General features: G+C 61.0%; 17 protein-coding genes. 7 read left to right on the plus strand and 10 right to left on the minus strand.

The annotated features are described in order from the left end of the window. The first annotated feature begins 528 nt into the window (after positions 1-528). Entirely contained in the window at positions 529-1,221 is a 693-nt protein-coding gene (locus tag FHW37_RS02825; RefSeq protein WP_186458118.1) for a FadR/GntR family transcriptional regulator, read from the plus strand. Between the two features lie 52 nt (positions 1,222-1,273). After that, complete coding sequence (locus FHW37_RS02830) at positions 1,274-1,810, plus strand: flavin reductase family protein (protein WP_145632183.1); 537 nt, start codon at positions 1,274-1,276, stop codon at positions 1,808-1,810. 43 nt (positions 1,811-1,853) lie between these two features. Here FHW37_RS02830 and FHW37_RS02835 read toward each other — a convergent pair whose 3' ends face one another. The 4 genes from FHW37_RS02835 to FHW37_RS02850 form a co-directional block, all read right to left on the minus strand. Beyond that, positions 1,854-2,852: a GlxA family transcriptional regulator gene (locus FHW37_RS02835; protein ID WP_246690644.1), complete on the minus strand. Its 999-nt coding sequence runs from the start codon at positions 2,850-2,852 to the stop codon at positions 1,854-1,856. A gap of 82 nt (positions 2,853-2,934) precedes the next feature. After that, positions 2,935-4,104: an NAD(P)/FAD-dependent oxidoreductase gene (locus FHW37_RS02840; RefSeq protein WP_145632185.1), complete on the minus strand. Its 1,170-nt coding sequence runs from the start codon at positions 4,102-4,104 to the stop codon at positions 2,935-2,937. Next, the gene (locus FHW37_RS02845) at positions 4,091-5,692 is read right to left on the minus strand and encodes an NAD(P)/FAD-dependent oxidoreductase (RefSeq protein ID WP_145632187.1); all 1,602 of its coding nucleotides are present in this window, start codon (positions 5,690-5,692) and stop codon (positions 4,091-4,093) included. The genes FHW37_RS02840 and FHW37_RS02845 overlap by 14 nt, the downstream gene beginning before the upstream one ends. A gap of 10 nt (positions 5,693-5,702) precedes the next feature. Further along, complete coding sequence (locus FHW37_RS02850; RefSeq protein WP_145632190.1) at positions 5,703-7,019, minus strand: MmgE/PrpD family protein; 1,317 nt, start codon at positions 7,017-7,019, stop codon at positions 5,703-5,705. Between the two features lie 259 nt (positions 7,020-7,278). Between FHW37_RS02850 and FHW37_RS02855 the strand changes: the two genes are divergently transcribed. The 5 genes from FHW37_RS02855 to FHW37_RS02875 all read left to right on the plus strand — a co-directional run bounded on the left by FHW37_RS02855 (position 7,279) and on the right by FHW37_RS02875 (position 11,639). Next, positions 7,279-7,932, plus strand: a complete 654-nt coding sequence (locus tag FHW37_RS02855; RefSeq protein ID WP_145632193.1) for an ABC transporter permease — start codon at positions 7,279-7,281, stop codon at positions 7,930-7,932. Between the two features lie 17 nt (positions 7,933-7,949). Next, positions 7,950-9,056 (plus strand): ABC transporter ATP-binding protein, encoded by a 1,107-nt coding sequence (locus tag FHW37_RS02860; RefSeq protein WP_145632196.1) that lies wholly within the window; start codon positions 7,950-7,952, stop codon positions 9,054-9,056. 62 nt (positions 9,057-9,118) lie between these two features. Continuing rightward, complete coding sequence (locus tag FHW37_RS02865) at positions 9,119-9,805, plus strand: ABC transporter permease (protein WP_246690645.1); 687 nt, start codon at positions 9,119-9,121, stop codon at positions 9,803-9,805. A gap of 29 nt (positions 9,806-9,834) precedes the next feature. Then, positions 9,835-10,725, plus strand: a complete 891-nt coding sequence (locus tag FHW37_RS02870) for a glycine betaine ABC transporter substrate-binding protein (protein ID WP_145632199.1) — start codon at positions 9,835-9,837, stop codon at positions 10,723-10,725. A gap of 74 nt (positions 10,726-10,799) precedes the next feature. Next, entirely contained in the window at positions 10,800-11,639 is an 840-nt protein-coding gene (locus FHW37_RS02875) for a nitrilase-related carbon-nitrogen hydrolase (RefSeq protein WP_145632202.1), read from the plus strand. 1 nt (position 11,640) lies between these two features. Here the strand turns inward: FHW37_RS02875 and FHW37_RS02880 are convergent, their stop codons facing one another. The 6 genes from FHW37_RS02880 to FHW37_RS02905 form a co-directional block, all read right to left on the minus strand. Further along, positions 11,641-12,711, minus strand: a complete 1,071-nt coding sequence (locus FHW37_RS02880; protein WP_210249260.1) for a flavin reductase family protein — start codon at positions 12,709-12,711, stop codon at positions 11,641-11,643. Positions 12,712-12,725: 14 nt separating this feature from the next. After that, positions 12,726-13,964, minus strand: a complete 1,239-nt coding sequence (locus FHW37_RS02885; RefSeq protein ID WP_145632205.1) for an aromatic ring-hydroxylating oxygenase subunit alpha — start codon at positions 13,962-13,964, stop codon at positions 12,726-12,728. Positions 13,965-14,097: 133 nt separating this feature from the next. Continuing rightward, positions 14,098-15,000 (minus strand): nucleoside hydrolase, encoded by a 903-nt coding sequence (locus FHW37_RS02890; RefSeq protein ID WP_186458119.1) that lies wholly within the window; start codon positions 14,998-15,000, stop codon positions 14,098-14,100. Positions 15,001-15,017: 17 nt separating this feature from the next. Then, complete coding sequence (locus FHW37_RS02895) at positions 15,018-16,124, minus strand: ABC transporter ATP-binding protein (RefSeq protein ID WP_145632211.1); 1,107 nt, start codon at positions 16,122-16,124, stop codon at positions 15,018-15,020. A gap of 1 nt (position 16,125) precedes the next feature. Further along, complete coding sequence (locus FHW37_RS02900; protein ID WP_145632213.1) at positions 16,126-17,862, minus strand: ABC transporter permease subunit; 1,737 nt, start codon at positions 17,860-17,862, stop codon at positions 16,126-16,128. Positions 17,863-17,982: 120 nt separating this feature from the next. After that, on the minus strand, positions 17,983-19,053 hold the full coding sequence (locus FHW37_RS02905; RefSeq protein WP_145632216.1) for an ABC transporter substrate-binding protein: 1,071 nt from the start codon (positions 19,051-19,053) through the stop codon (positions 17,983-17,985). Between the last annotated feature and the right edge of the window lie 9 nt (positions 19,054-19,062).

Here is a 19,062-nt window from a genome sequence, read left to right on the forward strand (position 1 = left end):
GCCGGGTGTCCGGATCGGGCAAAAGCGTCGGGCTGTATTCGCAGCATTCGCGCTGGATCTATTTCCAGGGATGAATTTGGTCGCACTTGGTTGCTGCAATCGGACAACGCAACCAAATGCGCAACCGTCACATAACCTTTATCGAAAGCTAGACTTTGGTTGAGCGGCTGGCAAGCGAAACTTTTCGGTTTTTTTCCTGTTTTTCGCATCCGCAGCATAAATTACGATAGTCTATCGACTGATAATATGTTGTTTTGTAATGATATTTCTGAATAATTTTTCTGTGAAAAAAATTTGAGCAACCAAAGAAGTGATCATTTTATAGGCGCAACCAATATAAATTGGTTCGCAACCAAGATCGCAACCAAGATCCGGTCTGGACATCTGGTTGCTTCAACCATATACATTGGAGCGCATAACAAACCAGAACGGCCGCCAATGCAGCGGCCGGATAACAGGCACAGTTTTTCGGGTGGAAGCCGGAGACGATATCCGAGGCGTTCCAGCCGAAAAATCTGGAGGAGCACCATGAACGCAGGCATCGATGTGAAAAACCCGCCCAGTTCCATAGAGGAAGTTACCCAAGCCATTTTAGGCCTTGCCGACGGCGGTGAATTTCCGCCCGAACGGCAGCTTGCCGAACAGATCGGCGTCAGCCGCCATCTTTTGCGCAAGGCGCTGTCCAGCCTGCGCGGCGAAAACAAGATTCCGGAAGGCCGGTCCCGCTCCACCCGGCCGTCCAATGGCAAATCCCGCAATGCAAAACAGGCGATCGCTACCCGCGCCAATATCGCGAGCCGCACGAGCCCGGCCGAACTTTGGGAAGTCCGCCTTCTCCTGGAGCCGGAAATCGCCCGGCTGGCCGCGATCCGCGGCACGCCGACCGAGATCGACGATATCGTCGCCGCTCATGCGTTGGCCGAACCGACCGTGTTCGATCGCGGCAAGGACAACCTTTTCCACCGCGCTATCGCGGTTGCCAGCCACAATATCCTGGCAGCCTATCTGCTGGAGCAGGTGATGGACCTGACCTGGGACGAGACGATCCGCACCCGCCTGCCCGCCTATACCAACGAGACCGGCTGGCGGCACCATGAAATGATCGTCGATGCGATCCGCGGCCGCCGCGCGGCCGAAGCGGAACAGGCAACACGCGAGCATCTGGTCGCCATCCTGAAATGGCTGAACGGCGGCGACGCGGCGACACCGACCGCAAAATAGCAGGCGCAAGCCTTCTCCACCCATCCCGAAACTAGCGTCAAAAGGCAGGTGCATGATGATACAGGACACGATCAAGATCGCCGAGCAAATGGATGCACCGCCCATCGACGCCCAGATTTTCAGGGCCGCGATGAAAAAGGTGGCGACGCCGGTGACGATCATCGCCACCGGCAATGCCGAGATACGCCATGGCATGACGGCATCCGCCGTCTGCTCGCTCAGCGACCAGCCACCGATGATCCTCGCCTGCGTCAACCGCAACAGCGCCATCCTGCCGCATCTGCGCGAGAATGGCTGCTTTTCGGCCAATTTCCTTGCCGAAGGTCAGGCGGAACTCGCCCAGTGCTTTGCCGGAATGACGAAGATCTATGGCTCCGACCGCTTCAACCATGGCGCCTGGACGACGCTGGCGACTGGTGCGCCGGTACTTACCGACGCCCTCAGCGTCTTCGACTGCAGGCTGGAATGCGAATACGATTCCCCCACTCACGCAGTCCTCGTCGGCCGGGTGGAAGCGATCGTCAAGGAAGGCACAACGCGGGCTCTCGTTTATGCGAGCGGCCAGTTCAGCTTTCCGGCGCCGATCTGAGTAATACGCGCCCCTCGCCTTTCGGATGAAAGCGAAGGCATACTCAAGCGATCGTGCGACCGTTTCGCCGATCCGCCCTTGCCTTCTCACGCATTTCCGACGGGCGTTGCCCGTGAAAACGCTGAAACCAGTTGGAAAAATGCGACGTTGATGCAAAGCCGACAGCAACGGCGATATCTATGACCGGCTGCTCCGTATAGAGCAGCAATTCTCGAGCCCGATCGATCCGAAGCGATAGATAATACCGGGCAGGCGTCATCCCGAGATGGCGACTGAACAATCTTTCTAGCTGGCGGGAGCTGAGTTTCACCTCAGCGCCGACTTCCTCGACGCTTTTCGGGTTCTCAAGGTTTCTCTGCATCAGGCTGACGGCCTTTTGGAGCACGACGGGAAGCGCATCCACCTGTTGCTGGCGCCCGCCCTGCTGCTCTTCTCCGGCATCGCGTATACGCTCATGGTGAAACTGGTTGGCCACGCCCTTCGCAAGATCCGCGCCAAATCGGTCGGATATGATCCGCAGCATCATGTCCATCGCCGCCGTGCCGCCTGAACAGGTCATGCGGTTCCTGTCGATCTCGTAGATCTTGCCGGTCGGAAGGACATTCGGAAAATCTTCCGCGAAAGCTGCGCTGTTTTCCCAGTGGATGGTACAGCGATATCCATCAAGCAATCCGGCGCGCGCCAGAAAATGGCTGCCCGTCGAAAGCGAGCCGATCGCAAGGCCACGGCGGGCCGCAAGCCGCAGCGCTGCCAGATAGGGACGCTCGCTCTGCGGGTCGATCCGCATGCCGCCACAGATGAAGATCGCGTTTGCACCATCCAGCGCCGCTTCGATGGGCTGGGCCGCGAGCACGATCCCGTTCGACGCGGTGATCGGCTCACCATTGATGCTGCACAGGCGCCATTGAAAAACCGTGCGCCCAAGCAGCCTGTTGGCGGATCTCAATGGTTCGATCCCCGATGACAGGCTCATCATCGACAGATTGTCGACCATCAGGAAACAGAAGATTAGCGGTTCGCGGGCGGAGAGATAAAACATCATGCGGTCTGTCTGTGAAAATGGCCCGCCAACCATGGCGTGGTTCTCTCCGGCTCGCAACCTGCCTTAGCCTCCTTCGGATGTTTCAGGATGCCAGCGTCAACGGCAGCCAGCCCTGAAGCGCATCCCAATCCGGCTCCAGGTCGCGGAACCTAGAAAGCCGGAAGCCGGAAATATCGGCAAAGCTGCATTCCCCGTCCATGACCAGCTGCTGGATGGCCCGCCCGCTCGCCGGCGACAGGCCGAAGCCGACCCCCGACAGGGTTGCCACGGTGCAATTGTCGAGCGTCGGCGCCCTGTCGATAATGGGCCGCCCATCCGGCGTGTTCTCGATCAGCCCGGCCCAGCTGCGAATGACCTTGGCATGGGCGGATTTCGGCAGGAGTTCCGCGACACGTTTTGCGATACTCTGCATCAGCGGCGAGGAGGGCCGCTGACCACCCGGCAGCTCTTCGGCATCCAGCCACTCATGCGGCCCGCCGCCATAAGCGAGATTTCCGCGCAGCGTCTGGCGCCCATAAAGCCCGTTGCCGTCAATGCCGCCGATCGGCATGAGCGGCAAGGGCTCGGTCACGATCATCTCGGCTCTTGCCACCCGCGTCGGAATATCGACGCCGAGCATTGCGCTCAGCCGTGCCGTCTGCGGACCGGCGGCGAGCACGAGGTGATCACAGCCGAACGTGCCGTGATCCGTCTCGACAGCCACGACCTTGCTGCCCTCCTGGCGAAAACCGGTGACCACCGTGTGCTGCAGCACCCGCCCGCCACGGTTCTGCACGGCCCAGGCATAGGCCTGAACCGTACGGTGCGGATTGGCGTGACCACCAAAGCGGTAATAATGCCCGGCATAAACATTGTCACCCGCCAGCGGGACGAGTTCGCGAACCTGCTGAGGGTCGAGTTCATCCACCTGGAACCCCTGCCCCCGGGCATTGGCAACGGCGCGACTGTAAAGCGTCAGCTGCTTTTCATTGAGCGCGATGCGGATCCGGTCGGGACGAAACTCGGTCGGATAACCCAGCAGCTCGTCCATGAGTGGCCAGAGGCGCTGCTCCTCGGCAAAAAGCGGGCTGTGGTGATGGGAACAGCCGCCGCCATTGCGGCCGGAAGCCTCCCAGCCGACGATGCCCTTTTCTATAACGATGACATCGACACCTGCCTGCGCCAGCCAGAAAGCGGCACTGAGACCGGTAACACCGCCGCCGACGATAACGACCGACGCACCCTTTGCGATTTCGGGATTATTCGCTGACATGCGGCTTTTCCGTATCAAGGCTGGAAACTGTATAAAAATCTTCGACGTCCCAGAACGGGGTCCATTGGCGCGGCATGCCGAACCAGCTGTCCCATTGGGCGGCGATGGCGGCATCCTCGATTGCCGGCGCTGCCGTTTTCAGCGGCATGGGCCGAACCGGAGCGCGATAGCCGGCAAGCGGGATGGCTGAGAGCGGCAGCTCGCTTTTCAGGGCCAGCAAGGCCTGGATCTGCTCGCGACACCGTCGGCCCTGGCACGGCCCCATGCCCGCACGGGTCAGGCGCTTGATCTGGTCCGGGTCGGGCGGGGCTTCTCCGAGCAGATCAGGCAGGGTGCGCGCCTTGTTGTCGGAAGCCTGCCACTCAAGATAACGCGGCGGCCGGACTTCGAGAATTTCACGCGCACTCACTTCCTCGCACTGACAGACATGCGGCTCGGTTTCCGCATCGAGAACGCTTCTCTGCACCCAGGCCTTTCGATAGGCGCCGATATCAAAGGCATGTTCGGGCGGCGGCGATGGCGCGGCAAACGTGTTTTCAGCGGGCTCGACGGTCGATCCGAGCATCTGCGCCGCATAGCGGGCGGCAAACCGACCTTCCGTCTCGGCAATTGCCGGATCCATGCTTTTTCCGGCCCAGATCCCGGCGCAATCGCCGACGACCTGAAGCTGCGGGAAGGAGCTGCAAAGCTGTTCGTCGAGATCCGGCACGAAGCCGCCCCGGGCATTGTCATAGGACACGCGACAACCGGCAGCGGCAAGAAGATCGATCATCGGCACGGCGCCGACGCCGATCACGACGAGATCGCAATCAAGATGCCCACCATCGATTACCACGCCTTCGACACCATCCCGGCCGGGAACGACGCTTTGGACGCAGTTATTGCATTTGACCTCGACACCTTGGGCAGACAGGCGTGCCAGAAGATCCGCGGGGCCAACCGGCACATCCGCCTGCTCGATCAGGCAGGCAATTTCGACACCGGATGCGGCAAGATCAAGCGCGGCGATCATCGCATCGGCCGTCGAGCCAAGGATGACGGCACGGCGTCCGTCGAGCGCCTTATATTGTCCCGCAAGCGCGATCGCGGCTGCTGCGCCCATGACGCCGGGCTGGTCCCAGCCGGGAAAGGCGAGCCCCATGTCGCGACGACCGGTCGCAACGATCGCGCGATCGAAGGTGACGAGGCTGCTGCCATTTTCCTCATCGGCGAGACCGGCAACGGGACGATCCATCCAGCGCATATTCTCGCTGTTGAGGAAAAGTCCCCAGCAGGCCGTGCCGAGACGCACGTCGATACCGAGTTCGAAAGCCGTGACGAGATCCGGCCGGCTTTCCAGCATCTGCTCCATCATGGCATTGCGATTGCGCACCGTACCGCTCATCCGTTGGCCGTAGAAAAGCGGCACGCTCTCCGACATCGTCTCGAACGGCACCGGATTTTCGTCAACAAGCGTGACGCTTACCCCTTGGCTCGCAGCCTCGATCGCCGCAGCAAGCCCCGCCGGGCCCGCACCGATGACGAGAAGACTGCAATGCCCGGAAATATCGAGCGTCTTGCCCGAAACGGATCTCGGATCGTGCATCATCTGGGCTCCATCACGCAGTCAGAATGAGATCGGCAAGGCCCGACGAACCTGTCGAGACATCATGGATGGCCTGCCGCACCGAGTGCCTTCGGGAAGCCCGGAGCATGCCTGCCAGTTCGTCGAATTTCGTATCGATCTCGGCGTCGCTCAGCGGATTTGCCGGACCGCCATGGGCCTCAGTCATGCCCGACGTGAAGGTGCTGCCATCCCTTGTCGTCAGGCTGACGATCGCAAAACGCTCGGCCGGGAAACGCGCGCAAATGGCCGGATCCGCGACAAGCCGGATGCGCCTCGACAGTTCAAGGACAGCAGGATCGCTCAACCCCGGTCCGGTGATTTCGTCGGCACCAATTTTCCCCTTCCGGATCATGGCGGCAAGCGGGAAGGGAAGACTATATTGCGCCTCCTCGGTCGTTGCCGGCGCCGCGCTATGAAGCGCGACCGCCTGAGCGAAGGTTTTTACCTCGACATCGACAACATCGTCACCAGACAGACCGTTTTCGTCCATCAGCAGGCGTGTGGCGCGGATGGCCGGCTGCGCCCAGCGGCAGACCGGATAGGGCTTAAAATACTGTTCCAGAATATACCAGCGCGTCCCAAGATCGGCCCAGATCTCCGCCAGTTCCGGCCCTTCAGCCGTGATGGCCGGGGCGCCGGTGAAACCATCCATAGCGAGATAGGCGGCCGAGACACCCGAGAGCGCACCCCAGGCCGAGCCATCCTTCACCATTGTCGGCCATTCGATACAGCGCATCATCTGGCTGCGCGGCCCATGATATTCGGCAATGCCGATCGCCTCGCGCGTCTGTGCCGGCGAGAGCTTCAGCAGCCGGGCTCCGAGCGCAGCGCAGGCAAGCGCATTCCAGGCGCCGGAAGTGTGGTAGTCGCAGGCGCTGGCATGCAGGGCGATACCGGCACGCGTCGCGATCTCATAACCGAGAACGATGCATGTCAGGACTTCCTCGATATCGAGCTTGAGGTTTTCCGCATCCCAGTAAGCAAGGAGCGCCGGCAGGATGGCGACCCCGGCATGGCCCTTGGTCAGCACATGTCCGTCATGGGCATCGAAGGAATCGATCATCGTCGCGCCGGCATAAGCCGCACCGACGGCCGAGACGCGCCGGCCGTCGAACATCATGCGCGCGCCCTCGTTCGCCGGTGCACAGAAATGGCGGGCAACGTGGTTCATGACGATACCGCTCATCTGCGTGCGCAGGCCACTTGCCGCGACGCCAACCAGATCGATAAGGCAGCGGCGGGCCTGCCGAATGACGTCTTCCGGTAAAGTCTCAAATGTGAGTTTGTGGGTGAAATCGATGAGTGACATCTGCTTCTGCCATGGAATTGGAAAAGCCGATCTTCCCAGCGCCACGAACCCGCGGCCATCGACAAATCGACCGCCGACACCAGAAATCCGACATCCCGCGTCGAAAAGGCGTATTTCGTGCAACACGAAGAATTGCTTACGAGAACAGCAGCGGCGCAGCATAGATGTCGGATTTCTTGCCGCAGGCGTCGGAAATCCCGTCTTCGACCCGGCACTTGCCGTGCATCAATAGCCAGAAAGGGAGCAGCGGGCCAAAGCGATGGATGTTATTCACTTTGCATTGACCAACATGCCGCAAATCATGGCGCGCACTTGGGAGCATATCTCGCTGGTCGGCGTCGCCGTGCTCGTCGCGATATTGACGGGCGTGCCGATCGGCATCGCCATCACCCAGAACAAGGCCGTTGCCGATCGCGTGCTTTATGGCGCAGCGATCATCATGACGATCCCGTCGATCGCCTTTTTCGGCGTGCTGATCCCCATTCTCTCGCCGCTCGGCCATGGCATCGGCTATCTGCCGGCCGTGATCGCGCTGATCTTCTATTCGCAGCTGCCGATCATCCGAAACACCTATACCGCGATCATGAACATCGATCCGGCGCTTCGGGAAGCGGCCCGTGGCATGGGCATGACCCCGCTGCAGCGTCTGCGCGAAGTGGAACTGCCGATCGCCCTGCCCGTCATCCTCAACGGCGTGCGCAATGCCGTTGTGCTGACGATCGCAATCGGCGCCATCGCCACCTATATCGGCGCCGGCGGGCTCGGGACGTTCATTTCCCGCGGCATATCCCAGACCGATCCCCGCCAGCTGATTACCGGCGCGGTCGCCGTCAGTGTTCTCGCCATCGTGGCAGACCTTCTTCTCCTCCTTCTGCAACGTCGGCTTACCTCGCCCGGCATGCGCGGCAACTGACAGCAAAGAGAGCGCACATGATCCGACTGGAAAATCTCAGCAAACATTTCGCCAGCTCCATCGCAGTCGACGGTGTCAGCATGGAAGTGGCAGAGGGCGAAGTTTGTGTGCTGCTCGGGCCTTCCGGCTGCGGCAAGACCACGACGATGAAAATGATCAACCGGTTGATCGAGCCGAGCTCGGGCAAGGTCTTCATCGACGGGCGCGACACATCTTCCGTCGATGTCGTCGAGCTGCGGCGCTCGATCGGTTACGTGATCCAGCAGATCGGCCTGTTCCCGAATAAGACCATCGAAGACAATATCTGTATCGTACCGGATCTGCTGGGCAAGGACCGCAAGGCCTCGCGCCGCCGCGCCGCCGAACTCCTGGAAATGGTCAATCTCGATCCGGCGATCTTCTCGAAACGCTATCCCAAGGAATTGTCCGGTGGCCAGCAGCAGCGCGTCGGCGTCATCCGTGCGCTGGCCGCCGATCCGCCCGTTCTTCTGATGGACGAGCCCTTCGGCGCGATCGATCCGATCAACCGCGAAGTCATCCAGGATGAGTTCATGAAGCTTCAGGCCTCCCTGAAGAAGACCGTGATCTTTGTCAGCCATGACATCGACGAAGCCGTAAAAATGGCAAGCAACGTCGCCATCTTCCGCTCCGGCAAACTCGTCCAGTATGACACGCCCGACAACCTGCTCGCGCATCCGGCCGATAGTTTCGTCGCCGACTTCGTTGGTACCGACCGTACTCTGAAGCGTCTGCGTCTGATTTCGGTGCGTGATGCGATGACAGCCGATCCACCACGCGTGCGGGCCGAGGATCCCGCGGAGCTCGCGACGGCGCTGATGCGGGAACACGACCACGCCTCCATCGTCATGGTCGGCCCGCGCGGACGCGCTCGCGGTTATGTGCGCAGGGATACGACCGAAGGCCGGGCGGAACCGATCTCGGAACTGTTCGAGAAGCTGCCCTGCATGATCAACGTCAACGACAATCTGCGCAACGCGGTCTCGATGATGTTCACCAATGACCTGTCATGGCTTCCCTGTGTCGACGATGACGGCTTCTACAAGGGCTATATCACCCAGCAGGGCATTACCCATCTGCTCGGCGCGACCTATCGGGATATCTGAGGATGGCGATGATGGGAAAGCCAGCCTGGGCGATGATTTCACGGCTCTGTCGATGGCTATCGATGGTTGCCATATTCGCACTTGGTATCCTTGCGCACTCGAGCGGCCTGACGGCATCGGTCGCGGAGTATTGGGGTGATATCCGTTATCTCTCGATCCAGCATCTGGAGCTGACGGCCATTTCTGGCGCGATGGCGATCGTCATCGGCATTCCGCTGGGTGTTCTCCTGGCACGCGGCAAGCTCGGCTTCATGGGCCCGATCATTGCCCAGATCGTCAATCTCGGCACCACGATTCCGACGCTGGCAATCCTGGCACTGGCAATGACCGTTCTCGGCCTCGGCTCACCTCCGGCCCTGTTCGGCCTGACGGTTCTCACCATCCTGCCGATCATGCTCAACACCATTGCCGGCCTGCGCAGCATTCCGCCGGCGCTGATCGAGGCCGCCCGCGGCATGGGCATGACCAATGGTCAGATCCTGATGAAGGTCGAGCTGCCGAACGCCATGTTCGTCATCCTTGCCGGCATCCGGACGGCGCTGGCCATCAATATCGGCACCGTTCCGCTGGCCTTCCTGATCGGCGGCGGCGGTCTCGGCGAACTGATCTTCACCGGCATAGACCTGATGGATACCGGAATGCTGCTTGCCGGCGCCATCCCCACGGCCCTGCTGGCGATCCTCGTCGACATCGCGGCAAGCCAGGTCCAGTTCTGGCTCGTGCCGCGCGGCATCAATCCCTTGCGATAAACCAAAATAACCAACAGAGGAGAATGCGCATGTCCTACCGCTTTCTGAAACTCGCCCTGGCCGGCATGCTGACCGCAATCGGCATCAGCACGGCAGCCGAAGCCGCAACCGTCGTGGTCGGCGGCAAGAATTATACCGAGCAACAGCTCATGGCCGAGATCACCAGCCAGCTGCTGACAGCCAAGGGCTTCACCGTCGACAAGCGGGCAGGCCTTGGCACGGCGCCGCTGCGCCAGGCGCAGGAAAGCGGTCAGATCGACGTCTACTGGGAGTATACGGGCACCTCGCTGATCACCTTCAACAAGGTGACCGACAAGCTGGATGCCGACCAGACATACGCGAAGGTGAAGGAACTCGACGCAGCCAAGGGCCTCGTCTGGCTCAACCCGTCCAAGGCAAACAATACCTACGGCTTTGCGATGCGCGCCGCCGACGCCAAGGCCAAGGGCATTGCGACCATGTCTGAGCTGGCCGCGAAGGTTAAGGGCGGCGACGCGCTGAAATTCGGAAGCAATGCCGAATTTTATGCCCGTCCGGACGGTCTCAAGCCGCTGGAAGATGCTTACGGCTTCAGCTTCGGCCGCGAAAACGTTGTTCGCATGGATACCGGCCTCGTCTATCAGGCGCTCAAGGATTCACAGGTCGATGTCGGCCTGATCTTCGCAACGGACGGCCGCATTCCGGCCTTCAACTTCGTGGTGCTGAAGGACGACAAGGGTTATTTCCCGACCTATGCCATGACGCCCGTTATCCGCAAGGCGACGCTCGACGCCAATCCGAAGCTTGCCGAAATCCTGAACGGCGTCTCTGCCAAGCTCGACGATGCGACCATGGCCAAGCTCAATGCCTCGGTCGATGTCGACAAGAAGTCGATCGAAGCAGTGGCCTCCGAATTCCTCAAGGGACAGGGATTGATCTGAGAGCGATGACCTGACCAAAATCACAAACGCGCCGGCTTCTTCAGAAGCCGGCGTCATTCGTTGAAGAGAGCCCGATGTCGAAACTGACCGTTGCCTGCGCCCAGATCGAATGCCTGCCGGGCGATATCGCCAGCAATCTTGCGAAACATCTCGCCATGATCGGCGAAGCACGCAGCAACGGCGCGGATCTCGTCGTCTTTCCGGAACTTTCTCTTTGCGACTATCTCTCGGTGCCCGATACAGCGGTTCTCGCACGCGCGCCGGATGCCGAGGAAATAAGGACGATCGCACAGGCGGCAGACGGCTTGGATGTCTCCTTCGGCTTCGTGGAATCCGGGGCGGACGGCCGATGCTACAATTCCCAGGCCCTGGTTTCCGGTGGGCGGATCGTCCACATTCACCGCAAGCTGAACCTCCCGACCTACGGCAATCTTCAAGAGACGCTGCACTATCGTCCCGGCGAGAGATTGGAGACCGCAGCGCTCTCCGGCGGCTTGACGGCCGCGACGCTGATCTGCGCCGACAGCTGGAACCCGGCTCTGCCGTGGCTCGCAGCCCTGCAGCGCCCCGACCTTCTCATCCAGCCGATCGCATCGGCCCGTTCAGCCGTAGGCGGAGATTTCGACAATCCTGCAAACTGGGCGATCAACCTGCGCCATACCGCCATGACCTACGGCCTGCCGGTTGTCATGACAAACCATTGCGGTACCCGCGACGGGCTCGATTTCTGGGGCGGTTCCACGGTAATCGATGCTTATGGGCGCGAACTGGTCTCGGCTGATGACAAGGAGACCATCATCTATGCGGGGATCGAAGCGGCCGATACCGCTAAGGCAAGAGATCTCCTGCCGACGATCCGCGATGCCGACCCGGCCCTGATCAGGGCCGAGCTGGAACGTTTCCTCGCCTCATAGATCAGATGCTGATTGCGAGATTGCCGAGCGGCTTTGCGGAACAGGCGAGGATATAACCTTCGCTCTCCTCTTCCGGCGTGATGCCGCCCTGATAGGAAGTCTCCACCTCACCTCCCAGCTTCTTCACCAGACAGGTACCGCACATGCCCTGCCCGCAGCCACAGGGAATGATGACACCCTGACGGAGGCTTGCCTGCAGCACGGATTCGTCGCTGCGGATATCGAGCGTCCGGGTGCCAACCGTCAGGGTGAACGATTCCGACGCGTCGAGCCCGGTATCATCTTCCGTAATCTGCTTCGCCAGCACAGGTGCAACGACACCGCCAAAAGTCTCGGAGTGAAATCCCGCCTTGTCGCCGCCTTCCGCGGCATGAATCAGCCGGACTTCCTGCATGAAGGCGGAAGGCCCGCAGCAGAAAACATCACGGCGGGCAAGATCCGGAACCATGACCGACATCATCCGTCGCGACAGGCGGCCGCGGTAACCGGTCCATCCCGGGCCGGGGCGGCTGATGACGATGCTGACCTGAAGATTGGGCATTGCGCGCTGGAGTTCGGCCAGCCGCTCCGCAAACAGGATTTCGGAAGCATCCCTTGCCGCATGCACCCAACTGACATCGGCATCCGGCGCGAGTGTCGCAAGTTCAGCTAGCATTGCCATCAGCGGCGTCGCACCGGAACCGGCGGAAACGAAGGCGATGCGGTCACTCCTGCGCTTCGACAGCGTGAAATGGCCGCGCGGCGGACGCGCCTTGAGGCAAGAGCCAGGGGCGACCATGCGATGCATCCACGCTGTTGCGCCAGCTGAATTATGGGCCTTGATGGTAATCTCGAACCGATCGGTGCCGGGCGGAGACGAGATCGAAAACGTCCGGAAAGCATCCACACCGTCGATATCGAGAACAAGCGTCAGAGCCTGTCCAGCTTCGTGCCCAAATGGCGTTTCAGCCTGAAACGAGAACGTCTTGATGGTCGGCGTCTCGTCGCGGACGCCGATGCAGGTCAAAAGCAATTCCTTCGCGCTCTCGGAAGTGCGGACGGCAACATTGTCGCCAGCCTCCGGCATATCCATCTCAATCACCCCGCTCATTCGGCAGCGACCAGCCGCTGTGACGGCGGGCGGACGAAGTCATCAAGCTTGCCCGCATACCATTCGGAGAAATTGGCGAGCATGAATTCCGACGGCGCGAACGGACCGGGCCGATAGGCCTTGGAGCGGATGCCCTTGTGATTGTTTTCGGCCAGGATCCGATCCTGGTCGTTGGTCGCAATCCAGACCTCCGTCAGCCGCTCGACATCATAATCGACACCTTCGACGGCATCTTCGTGCACCAGCCATGTCGTCCGCACCTCCGTGCGGTTGGCCGAAAGCGGCAGGACGCGAAAATGAATGATATGGTCGGCAAGGAAATGGTTCCAGTTGTTGGGCACGCGGAACATGCGCACCGAACCGAGATCGGGCTCGGTGAAATCGCCCAGCAGCTTGTTGGAGGCCGGGCTGCCATCCATGGTGAATGACACGGTACCGTCATTGAACGGCAGACGGATGCAGCGGAACTCGATGCCACCATCGGCCGGCTGGTGCGGCAACCCATAGGAATCCCAGCGCGCTACCGAACGGTCCATCAGACCCTTGAAGACATTGGTGGCCGCCGAGTCGTCCGGCAGGGCGAATTCAACCAAGGTGACCAGCAATTCCGGATGGTTTCCGGCGCAATGATAACATTCCCGGTTGTTCTCGATCACCAGTTTCCAGTTGGCTTCTTCGATGATCGTCGATGTGAAGGCGACCTTGGTGCGGTCGGGCTGGTGCGGCGCGATATAGGGAGTGACGGCGGCACGGTACCGGTCGAGCGAGGGCGGGTTGTCCGACAGGGAGATATAGACCATGCCACAGATCACCTCGACGGCGGCCGGCTTCAGGCTGTAGCCGGACTTGTCGAAACCATCCGGCATCTGGCGCGCGTTGATCAGCTTGCCGTCGAGCTCGTAGACCCATTGATGATAGGGACAGACCAGCCGGTTGACCCGGCCGGACTCGTTCAGACAGATCCGCGATCCGCGATGACGGCAGGTGTTGAAGAAGGCTTTAACCTCTCCGTCGCGGTTGCGCAGGACGATGATCGAGTCCCCACCGACCTCCAGCGTGATGTAGTCGCCGGGACGCTTGATCTCCGCGACATTGCAGGCAAACAGCCAGTCCGTTGCGAAAACGGCCTGCATGTCTGCGGCAAACATCTCGTCATCGACGTAGAACTCCTGCGGGAGGGAAAAGCCCGGCTTTCTCGCCTTGAGAAGATCGGCAATGCGTCCTGTATCAACCATCGATATCTGCCCCGTGAACGTCAGCGGTCAGCATGACCGCATATCGACATTCACGACCTCAGATTCCCGACTCCGGCAGAAAAGTTTCCGACGCTCGGTTGGATTGGCGAGCGTCGGAAAGTGGATGCAGCATTCAGCTGAGCGCGCTGACGAACAGGCGCCTGAACGCATCCGCATCAACGTCCGTCGCCACGGAGCAGTTCGGGGCGCGTCCTGCGAGATGCCTCTCACTGACCGCCGCGATCACCTGTCCGGCGGCCGGCCCGCTATCGGTGTAGATGGATACATGCGCCGGCACCGTCTTGAAAATTTCCGGCTTCAGCATCCAGGCAATGGCTGCAGGATCGTGCAGGCAGGGGTCCTTGGAGCCATAGTTGATCAGCAGATGCGCCGCTTCCCTTGCAACAGGCGTATCGATTGCCTGCACCTGCCGGATCATGTCCTCGGTCACCGTTGCCTGACGCGTCACATCGAGGCCGAGCATGGTGATCGGAATGCCGCTATCGAATACGATCGCTGCGGCATGGGGATCGACCGCAAAGTTGAACTCCGCCAGCGGCGTCGTGTTTCCAGGGCAGAAGGCGGCGCCGCCCATGATGGTGAGCGCGCTGATAAAATCCGGAAGCTCTGGATCGAGAAGCAAGGCGAGCCCCAGATTGGTAAGCGGGCCGGTCGCGCAGATATGCAGCTTGCCTTCCGCCCGGGCGATGCGGGAAATCTCGTTGGCGGCATGGCCGGCCGAAAGAGGCATGGTCGGCGCCGGCAGAGTGCTGCCGGCTAGCCCGTCGGCCCCATGCATGATGGACAGCCGCCCGCGCGAAGCCATGATCGGTCGCGCGGCACCGGAATAAACCGGAATATCCTGCCGACCGGTGAGCTCAAGAATGCGCCGCGCGTTGTTGACGACCGGCTCGAGGCCGACATTGCCGGCAACACAGGTCACGGCAATCATGTCCAGTGCATCCCGCCGGCCGAGCGCAAGCAGCATGGCCAGCGCATCATCGGCGCCGGGATCGCAATCATAGATAAAACGCATGGCGGTCATCGCGCAGTTCAGCCTTGATCAACCAGGAAACGGGCAGCTTCCGGCGCCCAGCCGAAACGAACAGTCGAGCCGACATCGATATCGCCGGCCTGTGCCGGTGCGCGGGCAATGATCTCCTGTTTGCCGGCATCGATGATGACGCGCAGTTCCGAACCGCCATAGACGGTTTCACGCACGCGGCCCTCGCAAAAACCTTCGCCGAGCCTGATGGCCTCGGGACGGATGACGAGCGCACCCTTGGTGCCGTCGGCTGGTGCTTCGCCCGCGATCGGCAGCGTACCGATGGCGGTATCCAGTGCGCCAGCCTTCACCATTCCTCGAACAATCGACGACACGCCGATGAAGTCCGCGACGAACAGGTTTTGGGGTTCATCATACATCTGGCGCGGCGTGCCGAGCTGGGCGATCTTGCCATTGTTCATCAGGCAGATCCGGTCGGACAGCGCCAGCGCCTCCTGCTGGTCATGGGTGACGAAGATAATCGTCGCGCCGGTCTCGCGATGGATACGCTTGATCTCGATCTGCATGACTTCGCGCAGCTTGGCATCGAGCGCGCCGAGCGGTTCGTCCATCAGGATGATCGCCGGATCATAGACAAGGCAGCGGGCAAGCGCGACGCGCTGCTGCTGGCCGCCGGAGAGCTGCGACGGAGACCGCTCAGAAGCATGGGCAAGCCCGACGGTTTCCAGCGCCTTGGCGACCTTGGCATTGATCTCGGCCTTCGGCAGGCTGCGCATCTTCAGGGCAAAACCGACATTCTCGGCCACGGTCATATGCGGGAAGAGCGCGTAGTTCTGAAAGACGACGCCGATATCACGTTTGTTGACCGGCGCATGCGTTTGGTCCTTGTGATCGATGATCACGGTGCCCGAGGTCGGTTCCTGCAGTCCGCAGATCAGCTGCAGAAGCGTGGTCTTGCCGGAGCCGGACGGTCCGAGAAGCGTCAGAAGCTCACCCTTGCGCACGTCGAGATCAACGTGGTCGAGCGCGATGGTCTGGCCATAAAGCTTCGCGAGGCCCTGAACCTGAAGCTTTATTTCCGGCGCATTGTTGGAGGCGGCTGGCATGGCGAAAGAAGTTCCTTTGGTCTTGATGGGATCGGCCGGCACGCGCATCTCAGCGCGGCCTTGCCTTTTCGGCGATGACGAAAAGCACCGTCACCACCACCACGATGAAGACCGAGGCCGCAGCCAGGGTCGGAGAAATGCTCAGGATGATGTCGTCCCACATCTGTTTGGGCAGGGTCTGTTTGACACCTGCGCCGACAAAAAGGGCGATCGTCAGTTCTTCGAACGAGTGCAGCAGCCCGAACAGGAAGGCGGCAACCGCACCACCCTTGACCAGCGGCAAAAGGACGAGGCGGATCTGCTGCCAGCGGCTGGCGCCGAGCGTGGCTGCAGCCTGCAGCAGACGCCAGTCGACACTGCGAAACGTCGTGAGAAGGATGACGAAGACCACCGGCATGGCGGACAGCGTGTGTCCGAGCAGAATGCCGGTATCGGTGGCAATCAGTCCGACCTTCGCCAGCACGTAGAAGAGCGACACGCCGATGACGATGTTCGGCACGACCATTGGCAGCATGAAGGACAGGAAGATCAGGCCGCCCGCCTTGCGCTGCGTCCGCGCAAGACCATAGGCCGCCATGCCGGAGATCACGGTCGCGAGCGCGCCGGTAATGATGGCGATCACGGCCGAGCGGGTCGTGGCGCCCATCCACTGATCCGAGGAGAGATAGGTCTGGAACCAGCGCATCGAAAAGCTCTTCGGCGGGAATTCGAGGAAGGTCGAACCCGAAAATGCCATCGGCGGAAAGGCCAGAACCGGCACGATGAGGATGGCGATGACCAACCAGACGAAAATGGTGAAAGCGCCGCGCCCGAGCTTTACCGGCAGGATGCGGGCAACCATATCGGTCAGCATCGCGCAGATCTCGATGATGAAGCCGCCGATGGCGCCGATAATGCCGCCACGCCGGGTGACGGAACCATTGCCCGAAACAGCGGACATGCCGAACAGGCGGTCATAAACCGCGATGGTAATCAGCGTCACGGCAAGCAGAAGCGCAGCAAGCGCGCCTGCCAGCCGCAGGTTGAACAGTTTCTGCACCTGCGTGATCATCATCTGGCCGATGACGGTCTCGTTCGGCGAACCGAGCAGGGCCGGCGTGATGAAGAAGCCGAGGCCCATGACGAAGATCAGCAGGCCGGCGGCCGCAACGCCAGGCATGGAGAGCGGCACGAAAATGCGCCAGAAGGACTGGCCGCGGCTCGCACCCATGGTCATCGCAGCCGGCATCAGGCGGCTGTCGATTGCCAGCATGGTCGGCAGCATGGTCAGGATCGCGACCGGCAACATGGCATGTGCCATGCCGAAAACGACCGCGCCGCGGCCGTAAAGCAGGTTCAGTTCGGTATCGAACCCCATGCCGGTCAGCATCTGCGCGACGATACCCTTGCGCGCCAGAAGCACGATCCAGGCGAAATTCTTCAGAAGCGGGCTCACCCAGAACGGCAGCAGCACCAGCCACATGGCCATGCGCCGGCGGCGCTCCGGCATGCCGGCGAGCCAAACCGCGATCGGATAACCGACGAGCAAGCATACGATGGTGACCTGCGCCGAGATGGCGAACGTATTGAGCAGAACCTTCACATAAACGCCGGCCGAAAACATCTGCTGATAGACGCTCGGATCGAAACTGCCTGTCTTCGGATTGACGAAAGACTGCCAGATCAGGGCGCCGGCTGGAAGGATCAGCAGCAGCGCCATGTAGGCAAGCCCCGGCGCCGAAAGCCAGAGGCTGTCCAGTCTGAGGCGCTGTCGCGAGAATGTGCTGGTGGCGGAAGGTTCAGCCATAGTCGTCCCGTTTGTTGAAATGGCCCGTTCCGCATCGCGCGAATCCGGGCCATCCATAGTCAGTTAGGAAGGCCCGCCCGAAGGCGGGACCTGATGCTCAGGCGGAGTTTCCAGCTGCGATCAGCTCAGGATCCACTGCTCGAAGCGCTGGGTCAACTCGTCCTGATGCTCGGCCCAGTAGGCGGCGTTGAGAACGGTCAGGCCCTTGATGTTGGCCGGAGCGGTCGGAAGGAGGGTAGCCTTTTCAGCGCTCAGATGCTCATAGGCCTTCATGTTGGTCGGGCCGCAGGCGAGGATGTCCGTATAGGCGGCCTGGCGCTTGGCATCGAGGCACCATTCGATGAACTTGCGGGAAAGATCGGCCTTCTTGGTGTTGCCGGCAATCGTCCAGCCGTCGATGTTGAAGAGGCCGCCGTTCCAGACGATGCCGGCAGGCGCGCCCGCATTGATCGCGGCCTGCGCACGGGTCGACCAGGTCGACATCATGTCAAGCTCGCCATCCTTCAGGAGCTGCGTGGCATGAGCGCCGGACGTCCACCAGATGTTGATGTCCTTCTTGATCTTGTCGAGGCTCCTGAAGGCGCGGTCGACATCGAGCGGATAGAGCTTGTCGAGCGGCACGCCATCGGCGAGCAGCGCCATTTCGAGCGTGGTGACCGGGCTGCGCCACAGACCGCGGCGGCCCTTGAAATCCTTCGTGTTCCAGAAGTCGGCCCAGCTGGTCGGAACGGTCTTCACCGTGTCCTTGCGGTAGCCCATGGCGAGCGCGAAGATGGCGACGCCGGCAAAATCCTTTTCGAACGTGTTCGGCGTGAAATCCGCCTTGTTCGGAACGTCGATATTGAGCGGCAGCATATACTGGTCGCCAAGCTGGCGGATGCGCAGAACATGTTCCGGCGTCATCAGCGCGACGTCGAAAAGCTTGGTGTCCGTGTCGATCGCCATCTTGTACTGCGGGATCGGATCCGGCTCGTTGGTGTTGGTCTGGATGGTGACACCCGTTTCAGCGGCAAAGGTGTCGTAGAAGGCGACCTTGAAACCTTCGTAGAAGGCGCCGCCCATATCGCGAACGACCAGCGTTTCGCCTGCAAATACACGATTACCCTTCAGAAGCACCGGAGCTGCAAGCGCGACTGCTGCAAGCCCCGTGGTCGTCTTCATGAAGCCACGGCGTGATACATTATTTTTCATTCTTGCCCT

Source organism: Neorhizobium alkalisoli, assembly GCF_007829835.1.
In the GTDB taxonomy this organism is placed as follows: domain Bacteria; phylum Pseudomonadota; class Alphaproteobacteria; order Rhizobiales; family Rhizobiaceae; genus Neorhizobium.